The 22,205-nt window shown below is 69.7% G+C and carries 19 protein-coding genes; 6 read left to right on the top strand and 13 right to left on the bottom strand.

Annotated elements, in window-relative coordinates; translation table 11 throughout:
* Positions 1–30 precede the first annotated feature (30 nt).
* Positions 31–297: a hypothetical protein gene (locus tag SPHPHY_RS0108730; protein WP_022686303.1), complete on the bottom strand. Its 267-nt coding sequence runs from the start codon at positions 295–297 to the stop codon at positions 31–33.
* Positions 298–511: 214 nt separating this feature from the next.
* Here SPHPHY_RS0108730 and argJ point away from each other — a divergent pair, with 214 nt between their 5' ends.
* Positions 512–1,738, top strand: a complete 1,227-nt coding sequence (gene argJ / locus SPHPHY_RS0108725) for a bifunctional glutamate N-acetyltransferase/amino-acid acetyltransferase ArgJ (RefSeq protein ID WP_022686302.1) — start codon at positions 512–514, stop codon at positions 1,736–1,738.
* A 7-nt stretch (positions 1,739–1,745) separates the two neighbouring features.
* Positions 1,746–2,357, top strand: coding sequence for a glutathione S-transferase family protein (locus SPHPHY_RS0108720; RefSeq protein ID WP_022686301.1), 612 nt, complete (start codon positions 1,746–1,748; stop codon positions 2,355–2,357).
* 166 nt (positions 2,358–2,523) lie between these two features.
* On the opposite strand, the gene trxA is transcribed toward SPHPHY_RS0108720, so the two are convergent.
* The 9 genes from trxA to SPHPHY_RS0108675 form a co-directional block, all read right to left on the bottom strand.
* Positions 2,524–2,847 (bottom strand): thioredoxin, encoded by a 324-nt coding sequence (gene trxA, locus SPHPHY_RS0108715; RefSeq protein ID WP_022686300.1) that lies wholly within the window; start codon positions 2,845–2,847, stop codon positions 2,524–2,526.
* A 47-nt stretch (positions 2,848–2,894) separates the two neighbouring features.
* Positions 2,895–6,359 carry a double-strand break repair helicase AddA gene (gene addA, locus SPHPHY_RS0108710; RefSeq protein ID WP_022686299.1) on the bottom strand — a complete coding sequence of 1,155 codons (3,465 nt, stop codon included), beginning with the start codon at positions 6,357–6,359 and terminating at the stop codon, positions 2,895–2,897.
* Positions 6,360–6,485: 126 nt separating this feature from the next.
* A complete protein-coding gene (gene addB / locus SPHPHY_RS0108705) occupies positions 6,486–9,464 on the bottom strand; it encodes a double-strand break repair protein AddB (RefSeq protein ID WP_022686298.1) in 2,979 nt (992 codons plus the stop codon).
* On the bottom strand, positions 9,457–10,212 hold the full coding sequence (locus SPHPHY_RS0108700) for a nucleotidyltransferase family protein (RefSeq protein ID WP_022686297.1): 756 nt from the start codon (positions 10,210–10,212) through the stop codon (positions 9,457–9,459). The genes addB and SPHPHY_RS0108700 overlap by 8 nt, the downstream gene beginning before the upstream one ends.
* Positions 10,209–11,192, bottom strand: coding sequence for an aminoglycoside phosphotransferase family protein (locus tag SPHPHY_RS0108695; protein ID WP_028056672.1), 984 nt, complete (start codon positions 11,190–11,192; stop codon positions 10,209–10,211). The genes SPHPHY_RS0108700 and SPHPHY_RS0108695 overlap by 4 nt, the downstream gene beginning before the upstream one ends.
* On the bottom strand, positions 11,189–11,644 hold the full coding sequence (gene tsaE / locus SPHPHY_RS0108690) for a tRNA (adenosine(37)-N6)-threonylcarbamoyltransferase complex ATPase subunit type 1 TsaE (RefSeq protein WP_022686295.1): 456 nt from the start codon (positions 11,642–11,644) through the stop codon (positions 11,189–11,191). The genes SPHPHY_RS0108695 and tsaE overlap by 4 nt, the downstream gene beginning before the upstream one ends.
* A complete protein-coding gene (locus SPHPHY_RS0108685; protein WP_022686294.1) occupies positions 11,641–13,977 on the bottom strand; it encodes a sensor histidine kinase in 2,337 nt (778 codons plus the stop codon). The genes tsaE and SPHPHY_RS0108685 overlap by 4 nt, the downstream gene beginning before the upstream one ends.
* 137 nt (positions 13,978–14,114) lie before the next feature.
* A complete protein-coding gene (gene ahcY / locus SPHPHY_RS0108680) occupies positions 14,115–15,542 on the bottom strand; it encodes an adenosylhomocysteinase (RefSeq protein WP_419554971.1) in 1,428 nt (475 codons plus the stop codon).
* A 124-nt stretch (positions 15,543–15,666) separates the two neighbouring features.
* Positions 15,667–16,227, bottom strand: coding sequence for a YqgE/AlgH family protein (locus SPHPHY_RS0108675; RefSeq protein ID WP_022686292.1), 561 nt, complete (start codon positions 16,225–16,227; stop codon positions 15,667–15,669).
* A 97-nt stretch (positions 16,228–16,324) separates the two neighbouring features.
* Here SPHPHY_RS0108675 and SPHPHY_RS0108670 point away from each other — a divergent pair, with 97 nt between their 5' ends.
* From SPHPHY_RS0108670 to SPHPHY_RS0108660, 3 genes are all read left to right on the top strand, one after another.
* On the top strand, positions 16,325–16,804 hold the full coding sequence (locus SPHPHY_RS0108670; RefSeq protein WP_022686291.1) for a peroxiredoxin: 480 nt from the start codon (positions 16,325–16,327) through the stop codon (positions 16,802–16,804).
* 69 nt (positions 16,805–16,873) lie between these two features.
* Positions 16,874–18,304, top strand: a complete 1,431-nt coding sequence (locus SPHPHY_RS0108665; RefSeq protein ID WP_022686290.1) for an AMP nucleosidase — start codon at positions 16,874–16,876, stop codon at positions 18,302–18,304.
* Between the two features lie 65 nt (positions 18,305–18,369).
* A complete protein-coding gene (locus SPHPHY_RS0108660; protein ID WP_022686289.1) occupies positions 18,370–18,846 on the top strand; it encodes a hypothetical protein in 477 nt (158 codons plus the stop codon).
* 298 nt (positions 18,847–19,144) lie between these two features.
* On the opposite strand, the gene SPHPHY_RS0108655 is transcribed toward SPHPHY_RS0108660, so the two are convergent.
* Together SPHPHY_RS0108655 and SPHPHY_RS0108650 are read right to left on the bottom strand one after the other, a co-directional pair.
* On the bottom strand, positions 19,145–19,906 hold the full coding sequence (locus tag SPHPHY_RS0108655) for an alpha/beta fold hydrolase (protein ID WP_022686288.1): 762 nt from the start codon (positions 19,904–19,906) through the stop codon (positions 19,145–19,147).
* Positions 19,887–20,333, bottom strand: coding sequence for a GFA family protein (locus SPHPHY_RS0108650; RefSeq protein ID WP_028056670.1), 447 nt, complete (start codon positions 20,331–20,333; stop codon positions 19,887–19,889). The genes SPHPHY_RS0108655 and SPHPHY_RS0108650 overlap by 20 nt, the downstream gene beginning before the upstream one ends.
* A gap of 83 nt (positions 20,334–20,416) precedes the next feature.
* Between SPHPHY_RS0108650 and SPHPHY_RS0108645 the strand changes: the two genes are divergently transcribed.
* Positions 20,417–21,025 (top strand): YitT family protein, encoded by a 609-nt coding sequence (locus tag SPHPHY_RS0108645; protein ID WP_022686286.1) that lies wholly within the window; start codon positions 20,417–20,419, stop codon positions 21,023–21,025.
* A 66-nt stretch (positions 21,026–21,091) separates the two neighbouring features.
* On the opposite strand, the gene SPHPHY_RS19765 is transcribed toward SPHPHY_RS0108645, so the two are convergent.
* Positions 21,092–22,162, bottom strand: coding sequence for an aspartate-semialdehyde dehydrogenase (locus SPHPHY_RS19765; RefSeq protein WP_022686285.1), 1,071 nt, complete (start codon positions 22,160–22,162; stop codon positions 21,092–21,094).
* Positions 22,163–22,205 lie beyond the last annotated feature (43 nt).

Below are 22,205 nucleotides of genomic sequence, written 5' to 3'. Positions count from 1 at the left end.
AGGGAAAAGGCGTGAAAAGCGAGTGCGCGCTTATTCGCGTCGGCGACTCGCAAAAATCGGCTCGATCGCGAATATCGCGACGGCGCGTGCATGCGGCGCGGTGCTGCTGTCGTGAAGCGACGCAAGCGCCTGCACCGGACGCGCGGCGATGCGCAGCGCGGCGGAGGCGATTGCCGCCGCCTTCACCTGCTGCGCAACCGCCTGGGCGACCTGCGGCTGACGCACGCTGCCGGTGACGCCGGTCAGCGCGGAAAGCAGCGCGGAGAGGAGCAGCAGCAGATTCACGCGAGCGGACATAGGATGCACGCGCGTGGACGTCCACCGCCCGCATGCCGGTAAACCATCAATTTGGCGACCGAAGCGGAACGAGGGCCTGCCTGGAAGCAGGTGCGATGCGTCGCACCCGCAGCCTGCGACGATCACGGCGGCGGAACCGCCAGTCCGACGCCCACGTCGCCGGCGCCATGCAGAGCCCCTTTGCGCACGGGGACGGCGAAGCTAAGGCAGCGGCATGTCGACGTCGATCTCCCCACTCGCCACGCCCTTCCCCGATATGGCGCCGGTCGCCGGTGTCCGCCTGCGCGTGGCGCGTGCGCAGTACAAGACGTGGGACCGCACCGACCTGACATTGGCGGAGTTCACGCTGGGCACGACCGTGGCGGGCGTGCTGACGCAGTCGAAATGCCCGTCGCCGGAGGTGGAATGGTGCCGCAAGGCGCTGGTGCTGGGCGAGGCGCGGGCCCTGGTCGTCAACGCCGGCAATTCCAACGCCTTCACCGGCGACCGCGGGCGCGATGCCGTGGAGGCGATCGCCGCGCAGACCGCGCAGTCGCTCGGCTGCCGGCCATCCGACGTGTTCGTCGCTTCGACCGGCGTGATCGGCGTGCCGCTGCCGATCGACAAGGCGCAGGCCGGGCTTGCCGCCGCCTTCGTCGCGCCGGCCGCGGACTGGCGCGCCGCCGCGGAGACGATCGGCACCACCGACACCTATCCGAAGGGCGTCGAAGCGACCGCGGTGGTCGACGGACGGACGGTGACGATCGCCGCGATCATTAAGGGCTCGGGCATGATCGCGCCGGACATGGCGACGATGCTCGGCTTCATCTTCACCGATGCCGCGGTCGAAGCGCCATTCCTGCAAGCCGCGCTGTCCGCGGCGAACGTGCGCAGCTTTTCGTGCATCACGGTCGACGGCGACACCTCGACCAGCGACACCGTGCTGGCGTTCGCGACCGGCGTGGCGGGCAATGCGCCACTCTCCGATGACGACAGCGACGGGGCGGATGCGTTCCGCGCCGCGCTGTCCGATGTCTGCCGGCAGCTGGCGTTGCTGGTGGTGCGCGACGGCGAGGGTGCGACGAAGCTGATCGAAGTGACGGTGGAGGGCGCGGAAAGCGACCGCTCGGCACACCGCATCGCAATGTCGATCGCCAATTCGCCGCTGGTGAAGACGGCGATCGCCGGCGAGGATGCCAATTGGGGGCGCGTCGTCATGGCGGTCGGCAAGGCTGGCGAACCCGCCGAGCGCGACAAGCTGGCGATCCGGTTCGGCGCCACCCCTGTCGCCGAACGCGGCGTGGCGGTGACCGGCTATGACGAAGCGCCGGTCGCGGCGCATCTGAAGGGAGAGGAAGTCGAGATCGGCGTCGATCTGGGGCTCGGCGACGGCCGCGCGACCGTCTGGACCTGCGACCTGACGCACGGCTACATCTCGATCAACGCCGATTATCGGAGCTGAGGCGGCCATGCTGACGATCTGGGGGCGGCTGAACTCACATAACGTCAAGAAGGTGGTCTGGCTCGCCGAGGAACTCGGGCTGACGTACCGGCGTCACGATGTCGGCGGCGCGTTCGGAATGGACGACGCCTATCTGGCGAAGAATCCGAATGCGCTGATCCCGACGATCGAGGACGACGGGCTGGTGCTGTGGGAATCGAACGCGATCCTGCGCTATCTGGCGGCGCGATATGGCGACGATACGATGTGGCCGGCCGATCCGGCGCGACGTGCGTTGGCGGACCGCTGGATGGACTGGCAGTTCAGCTACGCCGATGCGCAGCGCGGGGCGTTCTTCAACCTCGTGCGGCGCGCGGCCGGGCAGCGCGACGACGAGGCCGTGGCGCAATCGATCGTGGCGTGCGGGCGCTTGATGAGCGTGCTCGACCGGCAACTCGGCGAGGCACCGTGGCTGTCAGGTGCCGCGTTCGGCGTGGCAGACGTGCCGATGGGGGTTTATGCGCATACGTTCTTCGCGCTGGGGCTGGACCGCGTGCCGCTTCCGCATCTCGCCGATTGGTACGCGCGTTTGCAGGCGCGGCCGGGCTATGCCGACACTGTGATGATCCCGCTGACTTGATGCTGGCGGGCGCCCGCCGTGTGGGTCGGATCGCCTCGGCAGTATGTTCCCGGCCATAGCGGCTCTCGGAACTCTCCGATCGACTACGTGCTTCCTCCACCGCTCACGGGATCATTGCAGACGAAAGTGGCGGCGCGCTGTGTCATCAGCAGCGCCGCCGACATGCTCAGCCCAGTTCGCCTTCGAGCCACGCCTTGATCCGCCCTTTCGGCTCCGCGCCGATCTTGGTCGCCGCCGGCACGCCGCCCTTGAAGAGGATCATCGTCGGGATGCCGCGCACGCCATACTGACCGGGGGCGTCGGGATTTTCGTCGATGTTGAGCTTGGCGATCGTCACCTGCTCACCCAGTTCCTCGCTGATCTCCTCCAGCGACGGGCCGATCATCTTGCACGGGCCGCACCATTCCGCCCAGAAATCGACCAGCACCGGCTTGTCGGCAGACAGCACGTCGTTCTGGAAGCTGGCGTCGGTGATCGTCTTGGTGGCCATGTCATTCTCCTTGGATGAGATGAAACTAGGGTGCCGGGTGCGCGCGCTCAACCACCGGCGGGCAAGCTTTGCTCCGGGCCGGAGAAGCGGCGCTTGACCGGGTCGAGCAGCGCGCCCGGCAGGTCGATCAGCCGCGGCCCGGCCGTGTAGAGCAACGCCACCTCGATGCGCGCGCCGGGGAAGATCACCTCCAGCGCGGCGTGATAAGCGGCCATCTGGCGCAGATGATAGTCCGGCACGCCGGCCACGTCGTCCGGCACGCTGCGGCCGGTCTTGTAATCGATCGCGCGGACGACGCCGTCGCCGACCAGCAGCCGGTCGATCGTGCCGGAGATGACGCGCCCCGATGGCAACGTCGCCGCGATCGGCGCCTCCGCCAGCGCATCGGCACCGAACAACGCCGCATAGGCGGGGTCCTCCAGCACCGCCATCACCGGCCAGATCACCGCATCGGGATCGGCGACGCCGCGCGCGCCCAGCCAGCGCCGCGCCGCCGGCACGCGCGCGTCCGGCGACAGCGGCGGAAGGCGCTCGAACAAGGCGTGCATCAACCGGCCCCGCTCCGCCGCGTCGCGGGCAGCCGGCACCGGCGGCGCGTCGCTGACCACATCGTCGCCGACCGAGGACGGGGTGAGCGGGCGCGGCGGCTTCGCATCCTCGGGTGCCGGGCGGCGCGCCCAATCGGGGAGCGCGACCAGCGCGTCGTCGGCGTCGCCCGCCCCGCCCCTCGCCGCGACCGGCCGGGCCGGGGTCTTGCCCATGAAGACGCGTTCGTCGTCACCCTCGACGCCCAGCGCGTCGAGGGTGCGCGCCGCAGCGGCATACCAGCTCGCCTCCGGCGGCACGCCCTGCCATTTGGCGCTCAGCGAACCGGCGATCACCAGCCGCTCCTCGGCGCGGGTCGCGGCGACGTAGAACAGCCGCCAATGCTCCTGCCGCTCGCGCTCCTCGACCTGCGCCAGCGCCGCATCGATCGCGCCGGCACGCTCGGCGGCGCGGGGGCGGAACACGGGCACGGGGCGGTCGAGACCGTCGGGCGTCCACATCAAGGTCGACCGCGGCGAGGCATCGGGGTCGGCGGTCGCGTCCGCGAGGATCACCAGCGGCGCCTGCAAGCCCTTCGCACCGTGCGCGGTCATCACCCGCACCGCATCGAGCGGCGCGGCGGCGTCACGGACGATCTCCACCTCGTCCCGCTCGAACCAGTCGAGGAAGCGTTGCAGCGATGGCGTCGCGCCGGTCTCGAAGTCGAGTGCGGCGTTGAGCAGTTCCTCGATCGGGTCGCGTGCTTCCTCGCCGAGCCGGGCGAGCAGCTTGCGCCGCCCGTCGAGCGGGCCGGACAGGAGCATCTCGAGGAAGCGATACGGCGTGTCGAAGTCGGCACTGGCGAGCAGTCCGGCCAGGGCACCGACATGCGCGGCATGATGGCGCGCAAGGTGGCGCCACAGCGAACCCTGCCGCTCGACGGCGCGCTCCATCAACTCGTCCTGCGTCCACCCGATCAACGGCGAGACGAGGAGGCTGGCGAGGCTGAGGTCGTCGTCCGGCTGCAACACGAAACGCACCGCCGCGAGCAGATCCTGCACCGCCAGCGGCGCGGACAGCCGCAGCCGGTCGACGCCCGCGACCGGCACTCCCTCGGCATAGAGCCGGGCGACCAGCAGTTGCGCCAGTTCGCCACGCCGCTTGACGAGGATCATGACGTCCTCGGGACGAAGGCGGCGACCCTTGCTCTCCAGCATCAGCCCGCCATGCTCGACCGGCCCCAGCCAGCGCCTCACCGCCTGCGCGATGCGCGAGGCGTTGGCGCGGACGGCGTCGTCGATCCAGCCTTCCTCGCCGCCGTCCTCCGCTTCGCTGGCGCCCGCAGCAACCGGCGGCCACAGCACGACTGCTCCCGGGCCGGCGACGCGGCTGGCGTGCGGCGGGATGTCCTCCGCCGCGCCCAGCCCGGCCGCCCCGACCGTTGCGATCGCCTGGTCGACGAACTCCAGCACCGGCGCGGTCGAGCGGAACGAGTCGGTCAGTGACAGACGGTCGAACGGCAGGCCGCGCTCCTCGTCCGGCATCATGTCGTCGCCCGATACGTCGCCGGCGCGCGCGGCGAAATAATTTTCGGCAGCGAGGAAGTTGATCGGATCGGTGCCCTGGAACCCGAAGATCGCCTGCTTCAGGTCGCCGACCGTGAACAGGGTGCGCACCGACGGCGCATAGACGCCGCGGCCGACGAAATATTCGTCGACCAGCGCGCGGATGATCGTCCATTGCGCGACGTTGGTGTCCTGCGCCTCGTCGACGAGCACATGTTCGGTGATCTGGTCGAGCTTGTAGCGGATCCACTCACCGATCCCCTCCTGCCGCAGCAGCGCCACCGCCGCATCGATCAGGTCGTTGAAATCGACCGCGCCGCCACGCCGCTTGGCCGCCGCATAGCCGCGTGCATATTCGCGACCGACTTCCAGTGCGGCGCCGAGCCGGTCGGCATAGGCGGCGCGCACGCGCAACGACAGCAACTCGCCGCACCAGCCGTGCAGCGCCATCGCGTGGTCGGCATAGTCCGGATCGACCGGCGCCCGCCCTTTCGCGAACGACAGCGGATCGCCGTCCTTCTTCGCCCAGACGCCGTGCAGCCGGTCGAGCGTCGCTGCGCGCGTCTCCACATCGGCCGCGAGCCACGCGCCGATCGCCTCGGCGCGTTCGATGCCGCTCTTCGTGCCCCAGCCGCGGTTCAGCGCGGCGATCGTGTTCAGCGTCGCGCGGTCGATCGCATCGTCGCCGCACGCGGCATGGATGTGCGCGGCAACGTCCCCGAGCGGCAGCCCGAGCTGCGTGCGGACGAACGGCGCGATGCCGGCGGGCAGCGCCTCCAGCGCGTCATGCGCCCGCGCGCATTCGGCAAGAAACTGCTCTGCGCCCTGCTCGCCCAGCCGGACGCTGAGCGCGCCGATCGTCTCGACCGGGCGCGCACGCCCCTCGCGCTCGGCGTGCACCAGCAGGTCGGACAGCGCCTGTCGTCGCAGCAGCGCTTCCTCGCGTGGCTCGATCGGGCGGAAGCCCGGCACCAGCCCGGCCTCGATCGGAAAGGCGGCGAGCAAGCCCTGGCAGAAGCCGTGGATCGTCTGGATGCGCAGTCCCCCGCCCGGCGCGTCGAGGACGCGCGCGAACAAGGTCCGGGCCCGCGCGATCAACGCCGGTGTCGGGCGCTCGCCCAACGCGTCCAGATCGGCGGCGAGCGCGGTGTCGGGCATCCGCACCCACGCCGCGAGCTGACGATTGACGCGCGCCGCCATCTCCGCCGCACCGGCCTTGGTGAAGGTCAGGCACAGGATCGCGCCCGGTTCTACATCGCGCAGCAACAGTCGGAACACGCGCGCCGCGAGCACCTGCGTCTTGCCGGTGCCTGCCGACGCGGAGAGCCAGACATGCGCCTCCGGACGACTGGCGCGCAGCTGCGCATCCTTGAGCTGCGGCAACGGGGCGACCGCACGCGGAGTCACGATGCGCGGTCCCACGTGGGTTCGACGGTCGCACGAACACAGACGCGTCGTCGTCCGCCCCGGAGCCGCCACGGCATGCGTTCCGGAGTGCCGCCCGCGCGGGCGTGACGCGTTGCAAGGGAATGCCGGAGGTGGGTGGTATCAGGCATCGCGGCCATACCATTCGTCGCGCCGCGTCAACTGGTCATACTCCGCGTAGGGTGCGAATTCCGGGTGCAGCTTGGCGGTGAACGGCTCCTCCCCGGTCAGCCACCGCGCCGCCGCTTCCGCGAAGCTGTCGCGCGCGGCGCGAACGAAGTCGTCGGTCAGGATCCGCCCGCCCTTTCCCCCGGGATCGGCAGGGGTGGAGACTGAGCCGAACGCATCGCCCTTCTTGGCGAGCGACCAATATTCGAAAGCGGTCGCCGCACCCGCAACGCCGGCAAAGCCACCCGCCTCCGCGATCGCGCCGAGCAGCCCCAGTTGCAGGTTGAACCCACCGCGCACCGCGGCGACGGACGGCGCCTTGCCGGTCTTGTAATCGACGATGCCCAGGCCGCCATCGGGCATCCGGTCGATGCGATCGAAGCGGCCGGTCAGCTCGATTCCCGAAAGCTCGGTCGTCCCGCGCCCTTCCACCGCCAGCACCGCGCGACCGCCGGCCCGATCGGCGATCGTGCGTGCCGCGACCCATTCGAACGCCGCGATCAGCCGCGGCTGCCACAAGGCGCGCAGCAGCGGATGGGTCGCGGGATCGGCGAGCAGCGTCAGCGCACGCGGCAGCAGCCGCTCGGGATCGCACGCATCCTCGCGCGCCCACGCCTCCAGCACGCCGTGCACCGCGGTGCCGCGCCACGCCGCGCTGGGATCGGCATCGACCGCATCGAGCGGGGACAGCTTCAGGATACGCCGCGCGTAGAAGGCGAACGGATCGGCTTTCAGCCGGTCGACCTCCGTCACCGAGATCTGCCGCGGGCGCAGGCTCTTGCGCGGCAGCGGCGCGGGGCGATCGACCGGTGTCGGGACCGCCGCCCCGTCCAGCGCGCGCGCCCATTCCGCCAGTGTCGCATCGCGCGGAAAGCGTTCGCCGGTCATCGCCTCCAGCCGCAACCAGAAACGCGAGGCGAGCGCCGGCGAGCGCGCATCGCGCCGCGCGCGGGTCAACACGACCTCACGCGCGCCAAGCGCCTGCCCGAAATCGTGCGCGGCCACGCCGATTCCGCGCTCCAGCCCCGGCAATCCCAGTTCGGCGCGGACGCGCGGCGCCAGCCACGGATCGGGTGCGGGCAGCCCCGGCCATGTCCCCTCGTTCAGCCCGGACAGGATCATCAGGTCGGCCGATTGCAGCCGCGCCTCCATCAGGCCGTAGATCGCGAGCCGCGCGTGGCGTTCACGCGGCAGCAGCCGGACGGCGATCTCGTCCATCAGCATGCGCAGCAGCGGCGCGAACCCGCCGGGCGCGATCGCCTGCGGTCCCGACGGCGCCTGCGCCTCCAGCCCGGTGAGCAGGTCCGCCGCCGCGCGCCCGGCGGGGCCGCGCCACGCCTCCTCGCCCGCCAGCAGGTCCGCCGCCTCGCGCAGGCACGCCACCAATCCGGTCAGCGTCGCAGTTTCCGCACCGAACCCGCGGGCCACCGGCTCCAGCAGCGTACGCGCGCCCCGCCACCATTCGGCAGCCCCCGCAAAGGCGGGCACTGCGGCGAGATGCCGATCGATCCCCGCCAGCCCCGGCGCCGGCCGTGGCCCGCGCAGCGCGCGGTCGAGACGACGGACGCCGTCCAGCCATTCGCCCCGTCCCTCGCCGGCCCGCACCAACGGATGCTTCAGCAAGGTCAACAGCGCCATCGGCGCGAAATCCTGCGCCGCCGCCTCGACGATCGCGGTCAGCAACGTCCCCGGCGGCAGGATCGCGAGCGCGCGCCCGGCGCTGTCGTCGACCTCGATCCCCCAGCGTCGGCAATGCGCCGCCACGCGCCGCGCCAGCATCCGGTCGGGCGTGACCAGTGCCGCGGTCAGACCCGGCGTCTCCACCGCCTCGCGCAATTTCAGCGCCACCGCCTGCGCCTCCTCCGCAGGGGTCGCAAGCTCGACGGCGCTGACCCCGGTCAGCCGCCGGTCGGCCGCGTCCAGCGCGGTCCATTTGGCGGTGAAGCGCGCCGGCGCCAGCGCATTGGCGATCGCGCGGCCACGCGCCGCGGTGGCGTCATGCTCGCTCGCCGCGGTCCAGCGCGACACCTCGTCACGGCCCGCGCCGATCCGTTCGAGCAGCAGCTTCAGGTGGAATTGTGGATGCACCTCGATCGCGCGGCGCCGCAGGCCCGTCACCGGATCGGGGTCGTGCGGCCCCAGCGCGTCCCATTCCTCGCCCGGCAGCGTGAGGTCGAGATTGGCGAACACCACCATGCCGCGCGGCAGCCCGGCGACGGTCCGCAGCAACCGCGCCACCGCCGGCGCCGGATCGGTGATCCCCGCCGCGCACACGAACCCGCCCGGCGGCGCATCGCGCCACCGCGCCGCCTGCCGGTCGATCAACCGGATGCGCCGCTCCGCGGCGTCGATGCAGCCGAGCCGCTCGCGCTCAGCCGGCCAGCGATCGAGCAGCAGCCGGAACAGCCGTAGCGCGGTTTCCCAATGGTCCGACAATCCTTCGCCCGGATCGATCGCGGCGAGCCGTGCGGGCGGCACTTCCTCCACGATCAGCTGGTCGAGCGTGCGCGCCAGTTCTCCCGCCAGCCGCACGGCCTCTGCGGCATCGACCGGGCGCCCGGCGGCGGCGCGCTCTTCCTCGACCAGTCGTGCCAGGATCATCCGCCGCTGCAACGGGTCGACCGCCGGCGGCAGCGGCGGCACTGCATCGGCCGGGTCCAGCGCCGCGCCGACACTCGCATCCAGTTCCTCGCCGCCCAGCGCCACGATCCGCGGCAACAGCAGCGCGCCGCCGCTCGCGCGCACGAACGCCTCGCGCACCGCGAGCCCGCCGCGATTGTTCGGCACCAGCACCAGCCCGCGCGCCAGCGCCAGCCGGTCACCGCCAAACCGCCGCAACAACCCGGCGACCAGCGCGTCGGCAAAGGCGCGATGCGCCGGGATCGTGTAGAGCCGCAAGCCCCGCCCGGCGGGCGCCGCGGACGCGTCAGCCATCGGCGAACAGCACCTCGGTCTTGGCGACCGCCGCCGGCACGTTCACTTCCGACCACAGGCCCTGATGCACCAGCCCGAACGCGCGCCCGGCCGCGATCGCACGGTTCCAGAACAGATTGGTCGAAAACGGTCCCGCTGGCCACTCGCGGATCAGCCGCGGCGACACGATCTGCACGCCGGTGAAGACGAACGGCGCGACCCGGCCCGGCTTGCGCCGCCCGGTGATCCGTCCATCCGCGCCGAGATGGAAATCGCCCTGCCCGCTATGATTGTGCGCGCGGGCATAGGGCACCATCAGCAGCAAGGCGTCCATGACAGCATCGTCCCAGCGATCGGCGAGCTGGCGGATCGCGTCGGTCGGGCCGTCGAGCCAGAGATTGTCGCTGTTGACCACCAGGAACGGCTCGTCGCCGAGCAGCGGCAGCGCCTGCGCCAGCCCGCCGCCCGTCTCCATCAACTGCGCGCGTTCGTCGGAAACGACCACCTCGATCCCGTGGACGCGGTGGCGGAGATGCGCCTCCAGCGCGTCGGCGAGATAATGAACGTTCACCACCGCGCGCTCGACACCGGCCGCCCGCAGGCGGTCGAACGTATGATCGATCAGCGTGCGACCATTCACCTCGACCAGCGGTTTCGGCCGCGTCGCGGTCAGCGGGCGCATCCGCTTGCCGATACCGGCTGCCATCACCATCGCGGTGCGCGGCACGCGCGTGCCCGGATCGGGTCGAATGTAGCGCAGGCGGGTCATGCCTGTCGCCGCGCGTCGGCGATACGCAACGGATCGCCGCGCCATTCCGGCGGCAGGTTGTCGTCGAACCAGCGCGCGACCGGTGCCAGCGCCGGCTCGCTCAGGTCGCGCTCCAGATATGCCCAGACGCGCGGGCACAAAGCGGCGTAGCGCGGCTTGCCGTCGCGCTTCCACAGCCGGGCGAAGATGCCGACGATCTTGGCGTTCCGCTGCGCGCCCAGCACGTGATAGGCGCGTACGAAGTCGTCGCCCTCGCCGGTGGCGTCGCGGTAGCGTGCCAGCATCATCGCCTCGATCGCAGGATCGACGTCGCGCCGCGCATCCTGCAGAAGCGAGACGAGGTCGTAGGCCGGATGCCCGGCCAGCGCGTCCTGAAAGTCGAGCAGCCCCAGCGCCCGTTCCTCACCGACCAGCATCAGGTTCTCGGCATGGTAATCGCGCAGCACCGTCACCGGGATCGCCGGCTCGGCATGGTGCAGCACCTCGTCCCATGCCGCGCGATATCCCGCCGCATCCACGTCGATGCCGATCGCGGGCGCATACCATTCGGTCAGCAGCCCGACCTCGCGCAGCAATTCGGTGCGATCGTAGGGGCGCCACGGTCCGGCCGGCTGCGCACGCAACCGCACCAGCAGGTCGATCGCCGCGCCGTACAGCGCCACCGCCGCGTCGGGATCGGCGTCGACCGTCTCGCGCAGCCGCACGTCGCCGAAATCCTCCAGCAGCACCAGTCCGCGCGCCAGATCGATCGCATGCACCGTCGGCGCCGCGAAGTCGCGCTCCACCAGCCACCCGGCGACCGCGAGGAACGGACGCGGATCTTCGTGTGGCGGCGGTGCATCCATCAGAATCGCGCGGCGCGTGCCGGCATGGACGCGGAAATAGCGCCGGAACGAGGCGTCCCCCGCCAACGGCTCGATCCGCGCGTCGCGCCATCCATGTGCATCGAGAAAGGCGGGCGCATCCGCCGGCGGGGTCATCGTGGCCATCGCCCGTCCCAAGCGTCGGGCGCGCGCCAAGTCAAGCGACGCGCGCCGTCCGCTGCGATCGCCAGGTCGAATGCCAGCGCATCGGGCCAGCGCCCCGCGCCCGCGCGCTCCGGCCATTCGACCAGCAAGGCGGCATCGCGCCGCGCCTCGTCCAGCCCGAGCTCGTCGACGTCGCGCGGATCGTCGAGCCGGTATAGATCGACGTGCAGCACCGGCAACGACACCTCGGGCAGGTCGTAGGGCTGGACGATCGCGAACGTCGGGCTTGGTGCCTCCTCCGCCAGGCCCAGCGCCGCCAGCACACCGCGCGCCAGGCTGGTCTTGCCCGCGCCCAACCCGCCGGTCAGCGTCACCACGTCGCCGGCACGCAGCACGGCGGCGAGCCGCGCACCAAGCGCCGCTGTTGTCGCTTCGTCGGCCAGCCGTTCCTCGCCGTGCCTCATCGCCGCGGCAGGTCCACCGTGACGATCGTGCCCGTCTCCGGCGTGCTGGTCAGCGCGATCGTGCCGCCATGCGCCTCGACGAATTGCTTGGCGAGCGGCAGGCCGAGCCCCAGCGCCCGCTCGCCAGCCGAGGAAATGCCGTCGCTCGCGAACCGGTCGAACGCGCGCGCGCCCTGGTCGGGAGTCATGCCGGGGCCGTTGTCCGACACCACGATCCGGGCACCCTTCGCATTACCGTCGACCAGCAACTGCACGCTGCCCTTTTCGGGCACGGTGCCGATCGCGCGACGCAGCAGGTGCTCGACCACTTCGCGTATCCGCCGTGCGTCGCCGGTCAGTCGCCCGGCGGAGCGCTGGATCTCGATGGTGAGGTCGACGTGGTGACGCTTGGCGGTGGCCCGCAGGGCGTCGGACGCGGCGCGCGCCACCGCGGCGACATCGATATCGGCGCGCTCCAGCGGCCGAGCGCCGCTGTCGGTGGAGGTGAGATCGAGCACGTCGTCGATGAGCAGCCCCAGCCGGTCGACCGAGTCGAGGATCGCATCGAGATAGGCGATCGCGTCCGGCGACAGTTCGCCGGCATAGCCGCCGTGCAGCATTTCCGCGAAGCCGCTGATCGACGTCAGCGGGGTGCGCAACTCGTAGCTCATGTTCGCGACGAACGCGGTCTTCACCTGGTCGGCTGCCTCCAGCGCGTCGTTTCGGTCGCGCAGCGCCTGCTCCATCGCGCGGCTGTCGCTGATGTCGAGCATCGTGAACAGCGCGTTGCCGTCGGGCAGCGGCACCGCCGCAAACTCGAACTGCCGCCCGTCCGCCAGCGCGATATGCCCCGCGCGCTGCTGGCGCTCCATCGTCGCGACGCGCACCAGCTCGGCGATCGAGCGGGCGCGGCGAGGATTGGACAACTTGGGCGCGACCTTCTCGGCGATCACGTCGACGCGCGGATGCCCGGTCAGGAACTCCTCGTCGAGGTCCCACAACGCGCGGAAGCGGTTGTTCCACAATTGCAGGCGCCCGTCGGCGGAGAACACGCCCAGCGCCTCGAACAGATTGTCGAAGGTCGCCGTGCGGACGCGCAGCAGCGTGTCGCGCGCGCTGGCGAGTTGCACCTGCTCCGTGCGATCCTCGAAGAACACCATCAGCCCGCCGTCGGGAATAGGCTGCGCCACGACGCGCAGGTGCGTGCCGCCGGGCAGGTGCCAATTTTCCTCGACCGCGGTGTCGGCGCCGACGAACCAGCCGCGCCGCTCCGCCTTCCACCCGGGGAAGTCGCGCACTTCGGGCACGCGATTGGCCTCGCGCATCCGTTCCAGCACGCGGTCGAACTCGGGACGATCGGCAAGCCATTCCAGCCGCATCGCGAACATCCGCCGGAACGGCTGGTTGCAGAAGATCAGGCTGCGGTCGCGCGCGAACTGCGCCACGCCGGCCGACAGCCGGTCGAGCATCGCGCGCTGCGCCTCGGCGAACCGCCGCTCCCGCGCGTGGCTCTGCTCCAGCTCCTCGATATCGATCGCATAGCCCGCCACTCCGCCGACCGGCAGCGGCACATCGTGAATGCGGAGCGAGCGGCGCGCGCCGCCGATCGTGGCCGGCAGCACGCGCGTCTGCGGGCGCCCCTCGTCACGCGCCATCGCCGCGCCCGCCGTCGGGCTGCCCTGCCCCGACCCGTCGACCAGTTCCAGCCCACGCCCGACCACTTCGCCAGCGTCGGTGCCCTCCACCGCGGTGACATAGGCCGAGTTGACCATCGCCAGTTGCAGGTCGGTGTCGCGGTACCACATCGGCAGCGGCGCCGCCTCGACCAGCCCGGTCAGCGCCTCGAACGCGTCGGACAGGTCGAGGCATTCGGTGCGCAGCCGCCGCATCTCGCCCTCGCTGGCGGTCGAATCGTAGAACCACAGGATCACTGCATCGCCACGCCGGTCGCCCTGCACGGTCAGCGTACGCCCGCCGTCGCGCGCGTGGATGGTATGGGTGAAGTTGCGCGCCGAACGCTGGCAGGCGGCCAGCCCGCCCGACAACACCTGGGCCTCGCCGGAATCGAGCCCCCAACCCGCAGCCTCTACCTCCTGGAGGTAGGCCGGGATCTCGCTGAACCCGAGCCAGTCGGCCACGCGTCGCGCCATCTCGATCCGGCCGTTCGGTAGCACCACCATCGGCTGCATCGGCGCGGCAGCGAACAGCGTTTCCATCATCGCGCGCTCGCGCACCGCATCGCCGGCCGCGGCGCGCGCGCGCAAGCCGAGTGCGATCAGGACCACCCCGGCGAGCAGGAGCAGCAGCACGACCGCGCCGACCGCCACCGCGATGCCGGGAGCGATCGAGGTCATCTAATTAGGCGAATCCGCGGCATGACTGCCTGTCTAGGGTCGGCGCCCCGCACCGGCAAGCCATGCCGCGGCCGCCCACGAAAAAGGGCGAGGCCTGCGGCCCCGCCCTCCTTGCTCGTCGAACCGATCGTCGGCGATCAGTAGCGATAGTGATCCGGCTTGAACGGGCCCTCGACCGGCACGCCGATGTACTTGGCCTGCTTGTCCGAAAGCTTCGACAGCTGGACACCCAGCTTGTCGAGGTGCAGCGCCGCGACCTTCTCGTCGAGGTGCTTGGGCAGGACGTAGACCTCGTTCTTGTAGTTCTCGGCCTTGGTCCACAGTTCGATCTGCGCCAGCGTCTGGTTGGTGAACGATGCCGACATCACGAACGACGGGTGGCCGGTCGCGCAGCCCAGGTTCACCAGCCGGCCCTTGGCCAGGATGATGATCTGCTTGCCGTCCGGGAACTTCACCAGGTCCGTGCCCGGCTTCACTTCCGACCACTCGTAGTTGCTGAGCGCCGCGATCTGGATCTCGCTGTCGAAGTGGCCGATGTTGCAGACGATCGCCATCGGCTTCATCGCCTTCATGTGATCGGCGGTGATGACGTCGGCGTTGCCGGTCGCGGTGCAGAAGATGTCCGCGCGCTTCACCGCCTCGTCCATCGTCACGACCTCGAAGCCCTCCATCGCCGCCTGCAATGCGCAGATCGGGTCGATCTCGGTGACCAGCACGCGCGCGCCGCCGTTGCGGAGCGACTGTGCCGAACCCTTGCCGACGTCACCGAAGCCCGCGACGCAGGCGACCTTGCCGGCCAGCATCACGTCGGTGGCGCGACGGATCGCGTCGACCAGCGACTCCTTGCAGCCGTACAGATTGTCGAACTTCGACTTGGTGACCGAATCGTTGACGTTGATCGCGGGGAACGGCAGCTCGCCCTTCTTCGCGATCTCGTACAGGCGGTGGACGCCGGTGGTGGTCTCTTCCGACACGCCCTTCAGGTTCTTGACCGTCTCGGTCAGGTAACCCGGATACCTCGCGATGAACGCCTTGACCGAACGCTGGAACTCGACCTCTTCCTCGTTCTCCGGCTCACCGAAGGTCGCGCCTGCCTCAAGCTTGGCGCCCCACAGCGCGAACATCGTCGCGTCGCCGCCGTCGTCGAGAATGATGTTGGCGGTCTGGCCGTCCGTGTCGGCACCCCAGTTGAAGATGTCGCCGACATAGTCCCAGTAATCGGCGAGCGTCTCGCCCTTCACCGCGAACACCGGGATACCCGCCGCCGCGATCGCCGCCGCAGCGTGATCCTGCGTCGAGAAGATGTTGCAGGTCGCCCAGCGCACGTCGGCGCCCAGCGCGGTCAGCGTCTCGATCAGCACCGCGGTCTGGATGGTCATGTGCAGCGAGCCGGTAATGCGCGCGCCCTTCAACGGCTGCGCTGCACCGAATTCGTCGCGCAGCGCCATCAGGCCCGGCATTTCGGTCTCGGCGATCGCGATTTCCGCGCGGCCGAAAGCGGCCAGGCCGATATCCTTGATGACGTAGTCGTTCTTCTCGATCACGGGGGCGGTTGCCACGGCGATGTCTCCAGTCAATGAGGCCGACCAAGGCGCGCGGCACCGATCGGCATTCGCGAGCCTTAGCCGCGATGACCGCCGGGATCAAATATAAAGGTATCTTTATATGTGATTTGCGACGCTGCCTGGCTCAGCTGTGTCCGCTCTGCGTCGACAGCAGCCGCGGATCGACCCCCGCGGCGACGAAACCGCGCGTCCAGCGTTCCTCCACCGGCGTGTCGAACAGCATGTCGGGCGTGTCGGGCACGTTCAGCCAGCCGTGCCGCGTCAGTTCGCCCTCCAGCTGCCCCGGCCCCCAGCCGACATAGCCGAGCGCCACCAGCCAGCGCGACGGCCCCTTGCCGGATGCGATCGCGCGCAGCACGTCGAGGGTGCCCGAAAGGCGCCAGCGCCCCGCAACGTCGATCGTGTCCTGCCCGCCCCAGTCGCCGGTATGCAGCACGAATCCGCGCCGAGGCTCCACCGGTCCGCCGAAATGCACCGGCGCGTCGGGCGCCGCGCCCGGCGCGATCTCCAGCTGCTCCAGCACCTCATGCAGCCCCAGCCCGTTGACGATCGCGCCGACGCCGACGCCCAGCGCACCCTGCTCGTCGTGGCTGCACATCGCGATCACCGAATGGTCGAACCGCGCGTCGCCGATCCCCGGCATCGCGAGCAGGAATTGCCCCGTCATGAAAGTCGCTTGCTCCATTCCCGTGATCTAGGCGTTCGCGCGCCTCTTGCCAAAGCTTGAAATGCTCCGCCGCACGCGTCATCGCAGGCGCCACGGCTCAACCGGAGACACAAGAATGACCATCAGCGTCGGCGATACCCTACCCTCCGTAACCCTCACCCGGCTCACCTCCGACGGGCGCGAGCCGGTCGACACCGCCAGCTATTTCAAGGGTCGCCGCGTCGCGCTGTTCGCGGTGCCGGGCGCCTACACGCCCACTTGCTCCGCCAAGCACCTGCCGGGATTCGTCGAGAAGGCCGAGGCGCTGAAGGCCAGGGGGATCGACGAGATCGCGTGCACCGCCGTCAACGATCCTTTCGTGCTCGAGGCTTGGGCGAAGGCCAGCGACGCGCAGGGCGTGACGATGCTTGCGGACGGCAATGGCGATTTCGCCACCGCGCTCGGGCTCGACATGGACGGCAGCAAGTTCGGCATGGGCCGCCGCAGCCAGCGTTACGCGATGGTCGTCAACGACGGCACCGTCGAGTCGCTGTTCGTCGAGGAACCCGGCGAATTCCGGGTCAGTTCCGCCGACCACATGCTCGACACGCTGTGATCGAGCGCTCGCCCCGCCTGCGTGGCGGGGCGACTTGCCGCGGTCACACCAACTATGTAACCGTCTGACATGACAGCCAACGACCTCGTCCGGGAACTCGACCGGCTCTACACCGCCTCCGTCGATCGACTGAAGGCAGCCATCACCGCCTATATCGCCGACGGTAGCGTTCCCGACCGCGCGGCGCGAAACGACGGCGCCTTCGCCTATCCCGAGATCCGCCTGCGCTTTGCGGGCGATGATGGCCGACCCACGCCGATGCGGTCGTTCGGACGGCTGGTCAGCCCCGGCGAATATCGCATCAGCGTCACCAAGCCGGCGGTCTTCGCGGACTATCTCGTGGAGCAGCTCACGCTGCTGATCGAGGATTACGATGTCGACGTATCCGCTGTACCGGGTACGCAGGAAATTCCCTACCCCTATGTCATCGACGCCGGCCACGCGCTGAGCCTCGACGCGACATCGGCGGCGGAGCTGGCCCGCTTCTTTCCGACGACCGAGCTCGCCTTCATTGGCGACGAGATCGCCGACGGGTTGTGGGCGTCGATCGACGGCACGCGCCCGCTGGCGCTGTTCGACGGGTTGCGCACCGACTTCAGCCTGGCGCGGCTGCGGCACTATACCGGCACCCCGCCCGAGCATGTCCAGCGTTACGTGCTGTTCACCAACTATCATCGCTACGTCGACGAATTCGTCCGCTGGGGCGCGCAGCAGGTGACGGATGGCGGGCGCTTTACCGCGCTCTCTGGCCCGGGTGGCGTGCTTTTCACGGCCGGGGACGATCCCGCGATACTGGACGACAGCGCGTGGCGGCGGTTGCAGATGCCGGCCTATCACCTGATGGCCGACGACCGCACCGGCATCACGCTCGTCAACATCGGCGTCGGTCCCTCGAACGCCAAGACGATCTGCGACCATCTCGCGGTGATGCGGCCCGAGGCGTGGGTGATGATCGGCCATTGCGGCGGTTTGCGTCCGTCGCAGCGGATCGGCGACTATGTCCTCGCACACGCTTATCTGCGCGACGATCATGTGCTCGACGACATGCTGCCCCCCGAGATCCCGGTTCCGGCGATCGCCGAGGTCCAGCAGGCGCTGGCGCGTGCCGCCGAGACGGTATCCGGGCAAACCGGCGACGAATTGAAGCGGCGGCTGCGGACCGGCACGATCGTGACCACCGACGATCGCAATTGGGAGCTGCGTTATGCGCGCTCGGCGTTGCGCTTTTCGTTGAGCCGCGCCGTCGCGATCGACATGGAATCGGCGACGATCGCGGCGCAAGGCTACCGCTTTCGCGTACCCTATGGGACGTTGCTGTGCGTCTCGGACAAGCCGCTGCACGGCGAATTGAAGCTGCCGGGCCAGGCCAATCGCTTCTACGAACGCGCGATCAGCGAGCATATGCGGATCGGAATCGAGACGTGTGAAGAGCTGCGTCGCGAGGGCGCAAAGCTGCACAGCCGCAAGCTGCGCGCCTTCAACGAGCCGCCGTTTCGCTGACCGATTTGGAAACACCACGCCGTCCGTGCGTTGCGCTTCCGAAATCATCGATACGGGAGCAGATCATGGCCGACGATTCCAGCGAAACGCCCACGCCCGCAGCGTCCAAGCCCGCCACGCCGCGCCGCCGCGCGCCGCGCAAGGCCGCCGCTCCGAAGGCCGCAACCCCGCGCGCGATCAAGACGAAGGCGACCAAGGCGGCGGAGCCCAGCGCGGCGCCGGCCAAGAAGCCGGCGGCGAAGCGCACGCGGTCCACGCCAGCGAAATCGCGCACGCCTGCTACCCGCAAGCCGGCCTCGCGTGGCGATACGGCGATCGATAAGGTCGGTGGCAAGTGGGGCGCGGCGGCAATCGCGGGCGGCGTCGCAGCGATTGGAGCGGCGGCGACTGCGGCACTGCTGACGTTGCGCAGCTCGACCCCGAAGTCGCCGCGCCTGCCCGCTCCCAAGGACGCCAGGGCGCACCAGCCCGACGGCAAGGATTCGTCCAAGTCGTTCGAGGCAGGCATCGCCGACGAGAACACGATCCCCGACAAGGCGTGATCGCTTCGGAATCGCGGGTGACATGCGTGGGTCGGGTGACACGGGTCCGACCCAGGCCATCGATATGAGCGTGGCGAAACAATCCAGAGCCGGATCAGGACGCCCCGGATTGCTTCGCCTTGCTCGAAATGCCGGTCACCTCGTCCGACCTCACGTTATCCGACCTGTGGCGGCGTCCCGGATTACGCCGGGCACGACGAGCGAACGCCGGTCCGTGCGCGACTAGCCGGCAACGATTTGGGGTCAGGCATTGTCACCTGGTCCCACCCGTCACTTCCTTCTCCACTCGCCGGGCCGCTTATCCCGCGAGGAACCCCGCAATCGCGTGGCCGAGCTCCGGCTTCGTCACGGCGCTCATGTGGTTGCCGGGCACCTCGACGTAGCGCGCCTGCGGCAAAGCATCGGCCAGCGCCGGTGCCGAGCCGTTGTCGTCGTCGTCCTTGCCACTCGCCACCAATACCGGCTGCACGATCGTATCGAGCACCGCCCCGGGCGTGCCCACGAACGTGTCGATGATTCCCAGCAGTGCGACCGGATCACCGCCAGTGGTCTTCAGGAACGCCTCTGCCATCCATTCCGGGCTCCCGCGCTCGTGCCGGCCTAGATTGGTCAGGATGTTGCGAAAATGCCCGGCGCGGCGATCGACGCGCGTGATCCCGTCCAGCCCCATGCCCGCGATTACCACGCGCCGCGGCGCCGCGCCGGTCGCCAGCATCCGCACCGTGGTGCGCGCACCCAGCGAGTAGCCGCCAAGATCATAGTCCGTAAGCCCCAGGTGCGCGACCAGTGCGTGCCCGTCACGGGCGAGCGCGTCGGGCGGATAGGCGGCGGCGTCATGCGGCCGCGCACTTTCGCCGTGCGCGCGCAGGTCTGGCATGATGACGCGGAAGCCGGCCGCGGCGATCGCGGCGGCATGGCCGTATTTGATCCAGTTGGTCTGCGCATTGGAGAAGAAGCCGTGGATCAGCACCACCGGCCGCCCTTCGCCCAGCTCGCGCCACGCGATCCGCTGGCCATCGAAGCTGTCGAAAAAGCGCGTTTCAGTCGGGGAGCTTGCCACGCAGGTTTATCCATTTGCTGACGATATTGGGGAGTTCGTCGGTGCGCTTGTCCGGCAGGTCGCGCGTGTCGCGCCAGCCCTCGTGCCGGCTCTCGACGCCGAAATGTCCGACCGGGCGCAGGCGACCGGCGTCGTCGAAACTGCCGACCGTCAGGTCGAGCTGGTCGGAGCCGTGCCCTTCGTAGGTAAGCGGCGTACCGCACACGGCGCAGAAGCCGCGCACCGCGATCTCCGACGATGCGCGGCGGTCGGGTTCGCGCGTCGTCCACGCCACTGCGGCGCGCGGCACCTGCTTCAGCGCGGCGAAGACGCCGCCGGTCGCGCGCTGGCACATCCGGCAGTGGCAGAGATACGCGTCGTCGTCGGAGACCTCGACGCTGTAGCGCACGCTGCCGCATTGGCAGCCTCCGGTCATCATGCGGGCCATGCGCGCCGGGTTACCGTGCAGACACAGCGGCGTCCACCGCTGCTGCATTGCAGCAAGATCGTCCTGTCGATAGGGGAGCGGCCGTGAACCACGATCAAGTCATCCCGCATTCGGCGGTCGAGGATGCGTACGCCCTGACGCTCGGCTGCATTCTGGTCGTGCTCGGCCTTGCGCTGCTCCACGCCGCAGGGCTGGTGACCGGCGGCACCGCGGGAATCGCGCTGCTGATCTCCTATGCCGTGCCGTTACCGACCGGCGTGCTCTTCACGCTCATCAACCTGCCCTTCATGTGGCTGGCGTGGAAGGCGATGGGGCGGCGCTTCACGCTGCGCACCGTCGCCGTCGGGCTGGGCGTCGCCGGGCTGGGTACGTGGACCCGGCTGGGGCTGACGATCGCGCATATCGATCCCGCGTTCGCAGCGCTGGCGGGCGGATCGGTGATCGGGTTCGGCGCGCTGGCGCTCGCGCGGCACCACGCCGGCATCGGCGGGACCGGTGTGGTGACGTTGTGGCTGCAGAAAAGGCGCGGCTGGAATGCGGGGCGGACGCAACTGGCGATCGACGCGCTGATCCTGCTGGCCGCGCTCGCGTTCCTCCCCCCCGAGCGGGTCGGCTGGTCGGCGGTGTCGTCGGCGGCGGTCAGCGGCATCCTGATCGCGTGGCATAGGCCGGGGCGCTACCGGGGCTATTGAGCGCGACGCTCGCCGCGGGGTCGCGGGGCGATCCGGTGGATCGCCCCGCAACACCCGCATCGACGATCAATCGGCGGTCAACACCGCGCGCAGGTCGTCGTCGCCGATATCGTCGGCCTTCTTCAGGTGTCGCCGCCCGAGCAATTCGGCGATCTGCACTGCGTTCAGCGCCGCGCCCTTGCGAAGGTTGTCGCTGACGCACCACAGCGCCAGCCCGTTCTCGACGGTGGGATCCTCACGCACGCGGCTGACGTACGTGGCGTCGTCGCCGGCGCTCTCGATCGGGGTGATGTATCCCCCGTCCTCGCGCTTGTCGATCAGCATCACCCCCGGCGCCTCGCGCAGGATATGCTGCGCCTGTTCCGCGGAGATCTCGTTCTCGAACTCGACGTTCAACGCCTCGGAATGGCCCACGAAGACGGGCACGCGCACGCAGGTCGCGGTCACCTTGATCTTCGTACCGAGGATCTTCTTGGTCTCGACCACCATCTTCCACTCTTCCTTGGTCGAGCCGTCGTCCAGGAAGCTGTCGATATGCGGGATCACGTTGAACGCGATCTGCTTGGTGAACTTCTTCGGTTCGGCCGGATCGCCGACGAAGATGTTGCGGCTCTGCTCGAACAGTTCGTCCATGCCGATCTTGCCAGCGCCCGACACCGACTGGTACGTCGCGACCACCACGCGCTTGATCGTCGCGGCGTCGTGCAGCGGCTTGAGCGCGACCACCATCTGCGCCGTCGAGCAATTCGGGTTGGCGATGATGTTCCTGGCCCGATAGCCGTCGATCGCCTCCGGATTCACCTCCGGCACGACCAGCGGCACATCCGGGTCCATGCGGTAGAGCGACGAATTGTCGATCACGGTGCAGCCGGCCGCGGCGAACCTGGGCGCATAGATAGCGGTCGCCTCGCTGCCGATCGCGAACAGCGCGATGTCCCAGCCGGCGGGGTCGAAATGCTCGATGTTCTGGATCTTGAGCATCCGGCCGGTGTCGCCATATTCAATCTGGTCACCCACGGACCGCGACGAGGCCAGCACCGCGATCTCGTCGGCCGGGAATTGCCGCTCGGCCAGGATGTTGACCATCTCGCGTCCGACGTTGCCCGTGGCCCCCGCCACCACTACCCGGTAACCCATATCCGTCCTTCCACGCGCCGCCACCGCGGCGCTATCGTTTCAT

This window comes from Sphingomonas phyllosphaerae 5.2 (genome assembly GCF_000419605.1).
GTDB lineage: Bacteria > Pseudomonadota > Alphaproteobacteria > Sphingomonadales > Sphingomonadaceae > Sphingomonas > Sphingomonas phyllosphaerae_B.
Note: the sequence above shows the minus strand (reverse complement) of the source record. Positions and strands in the feature narration are given on the sequence as shown.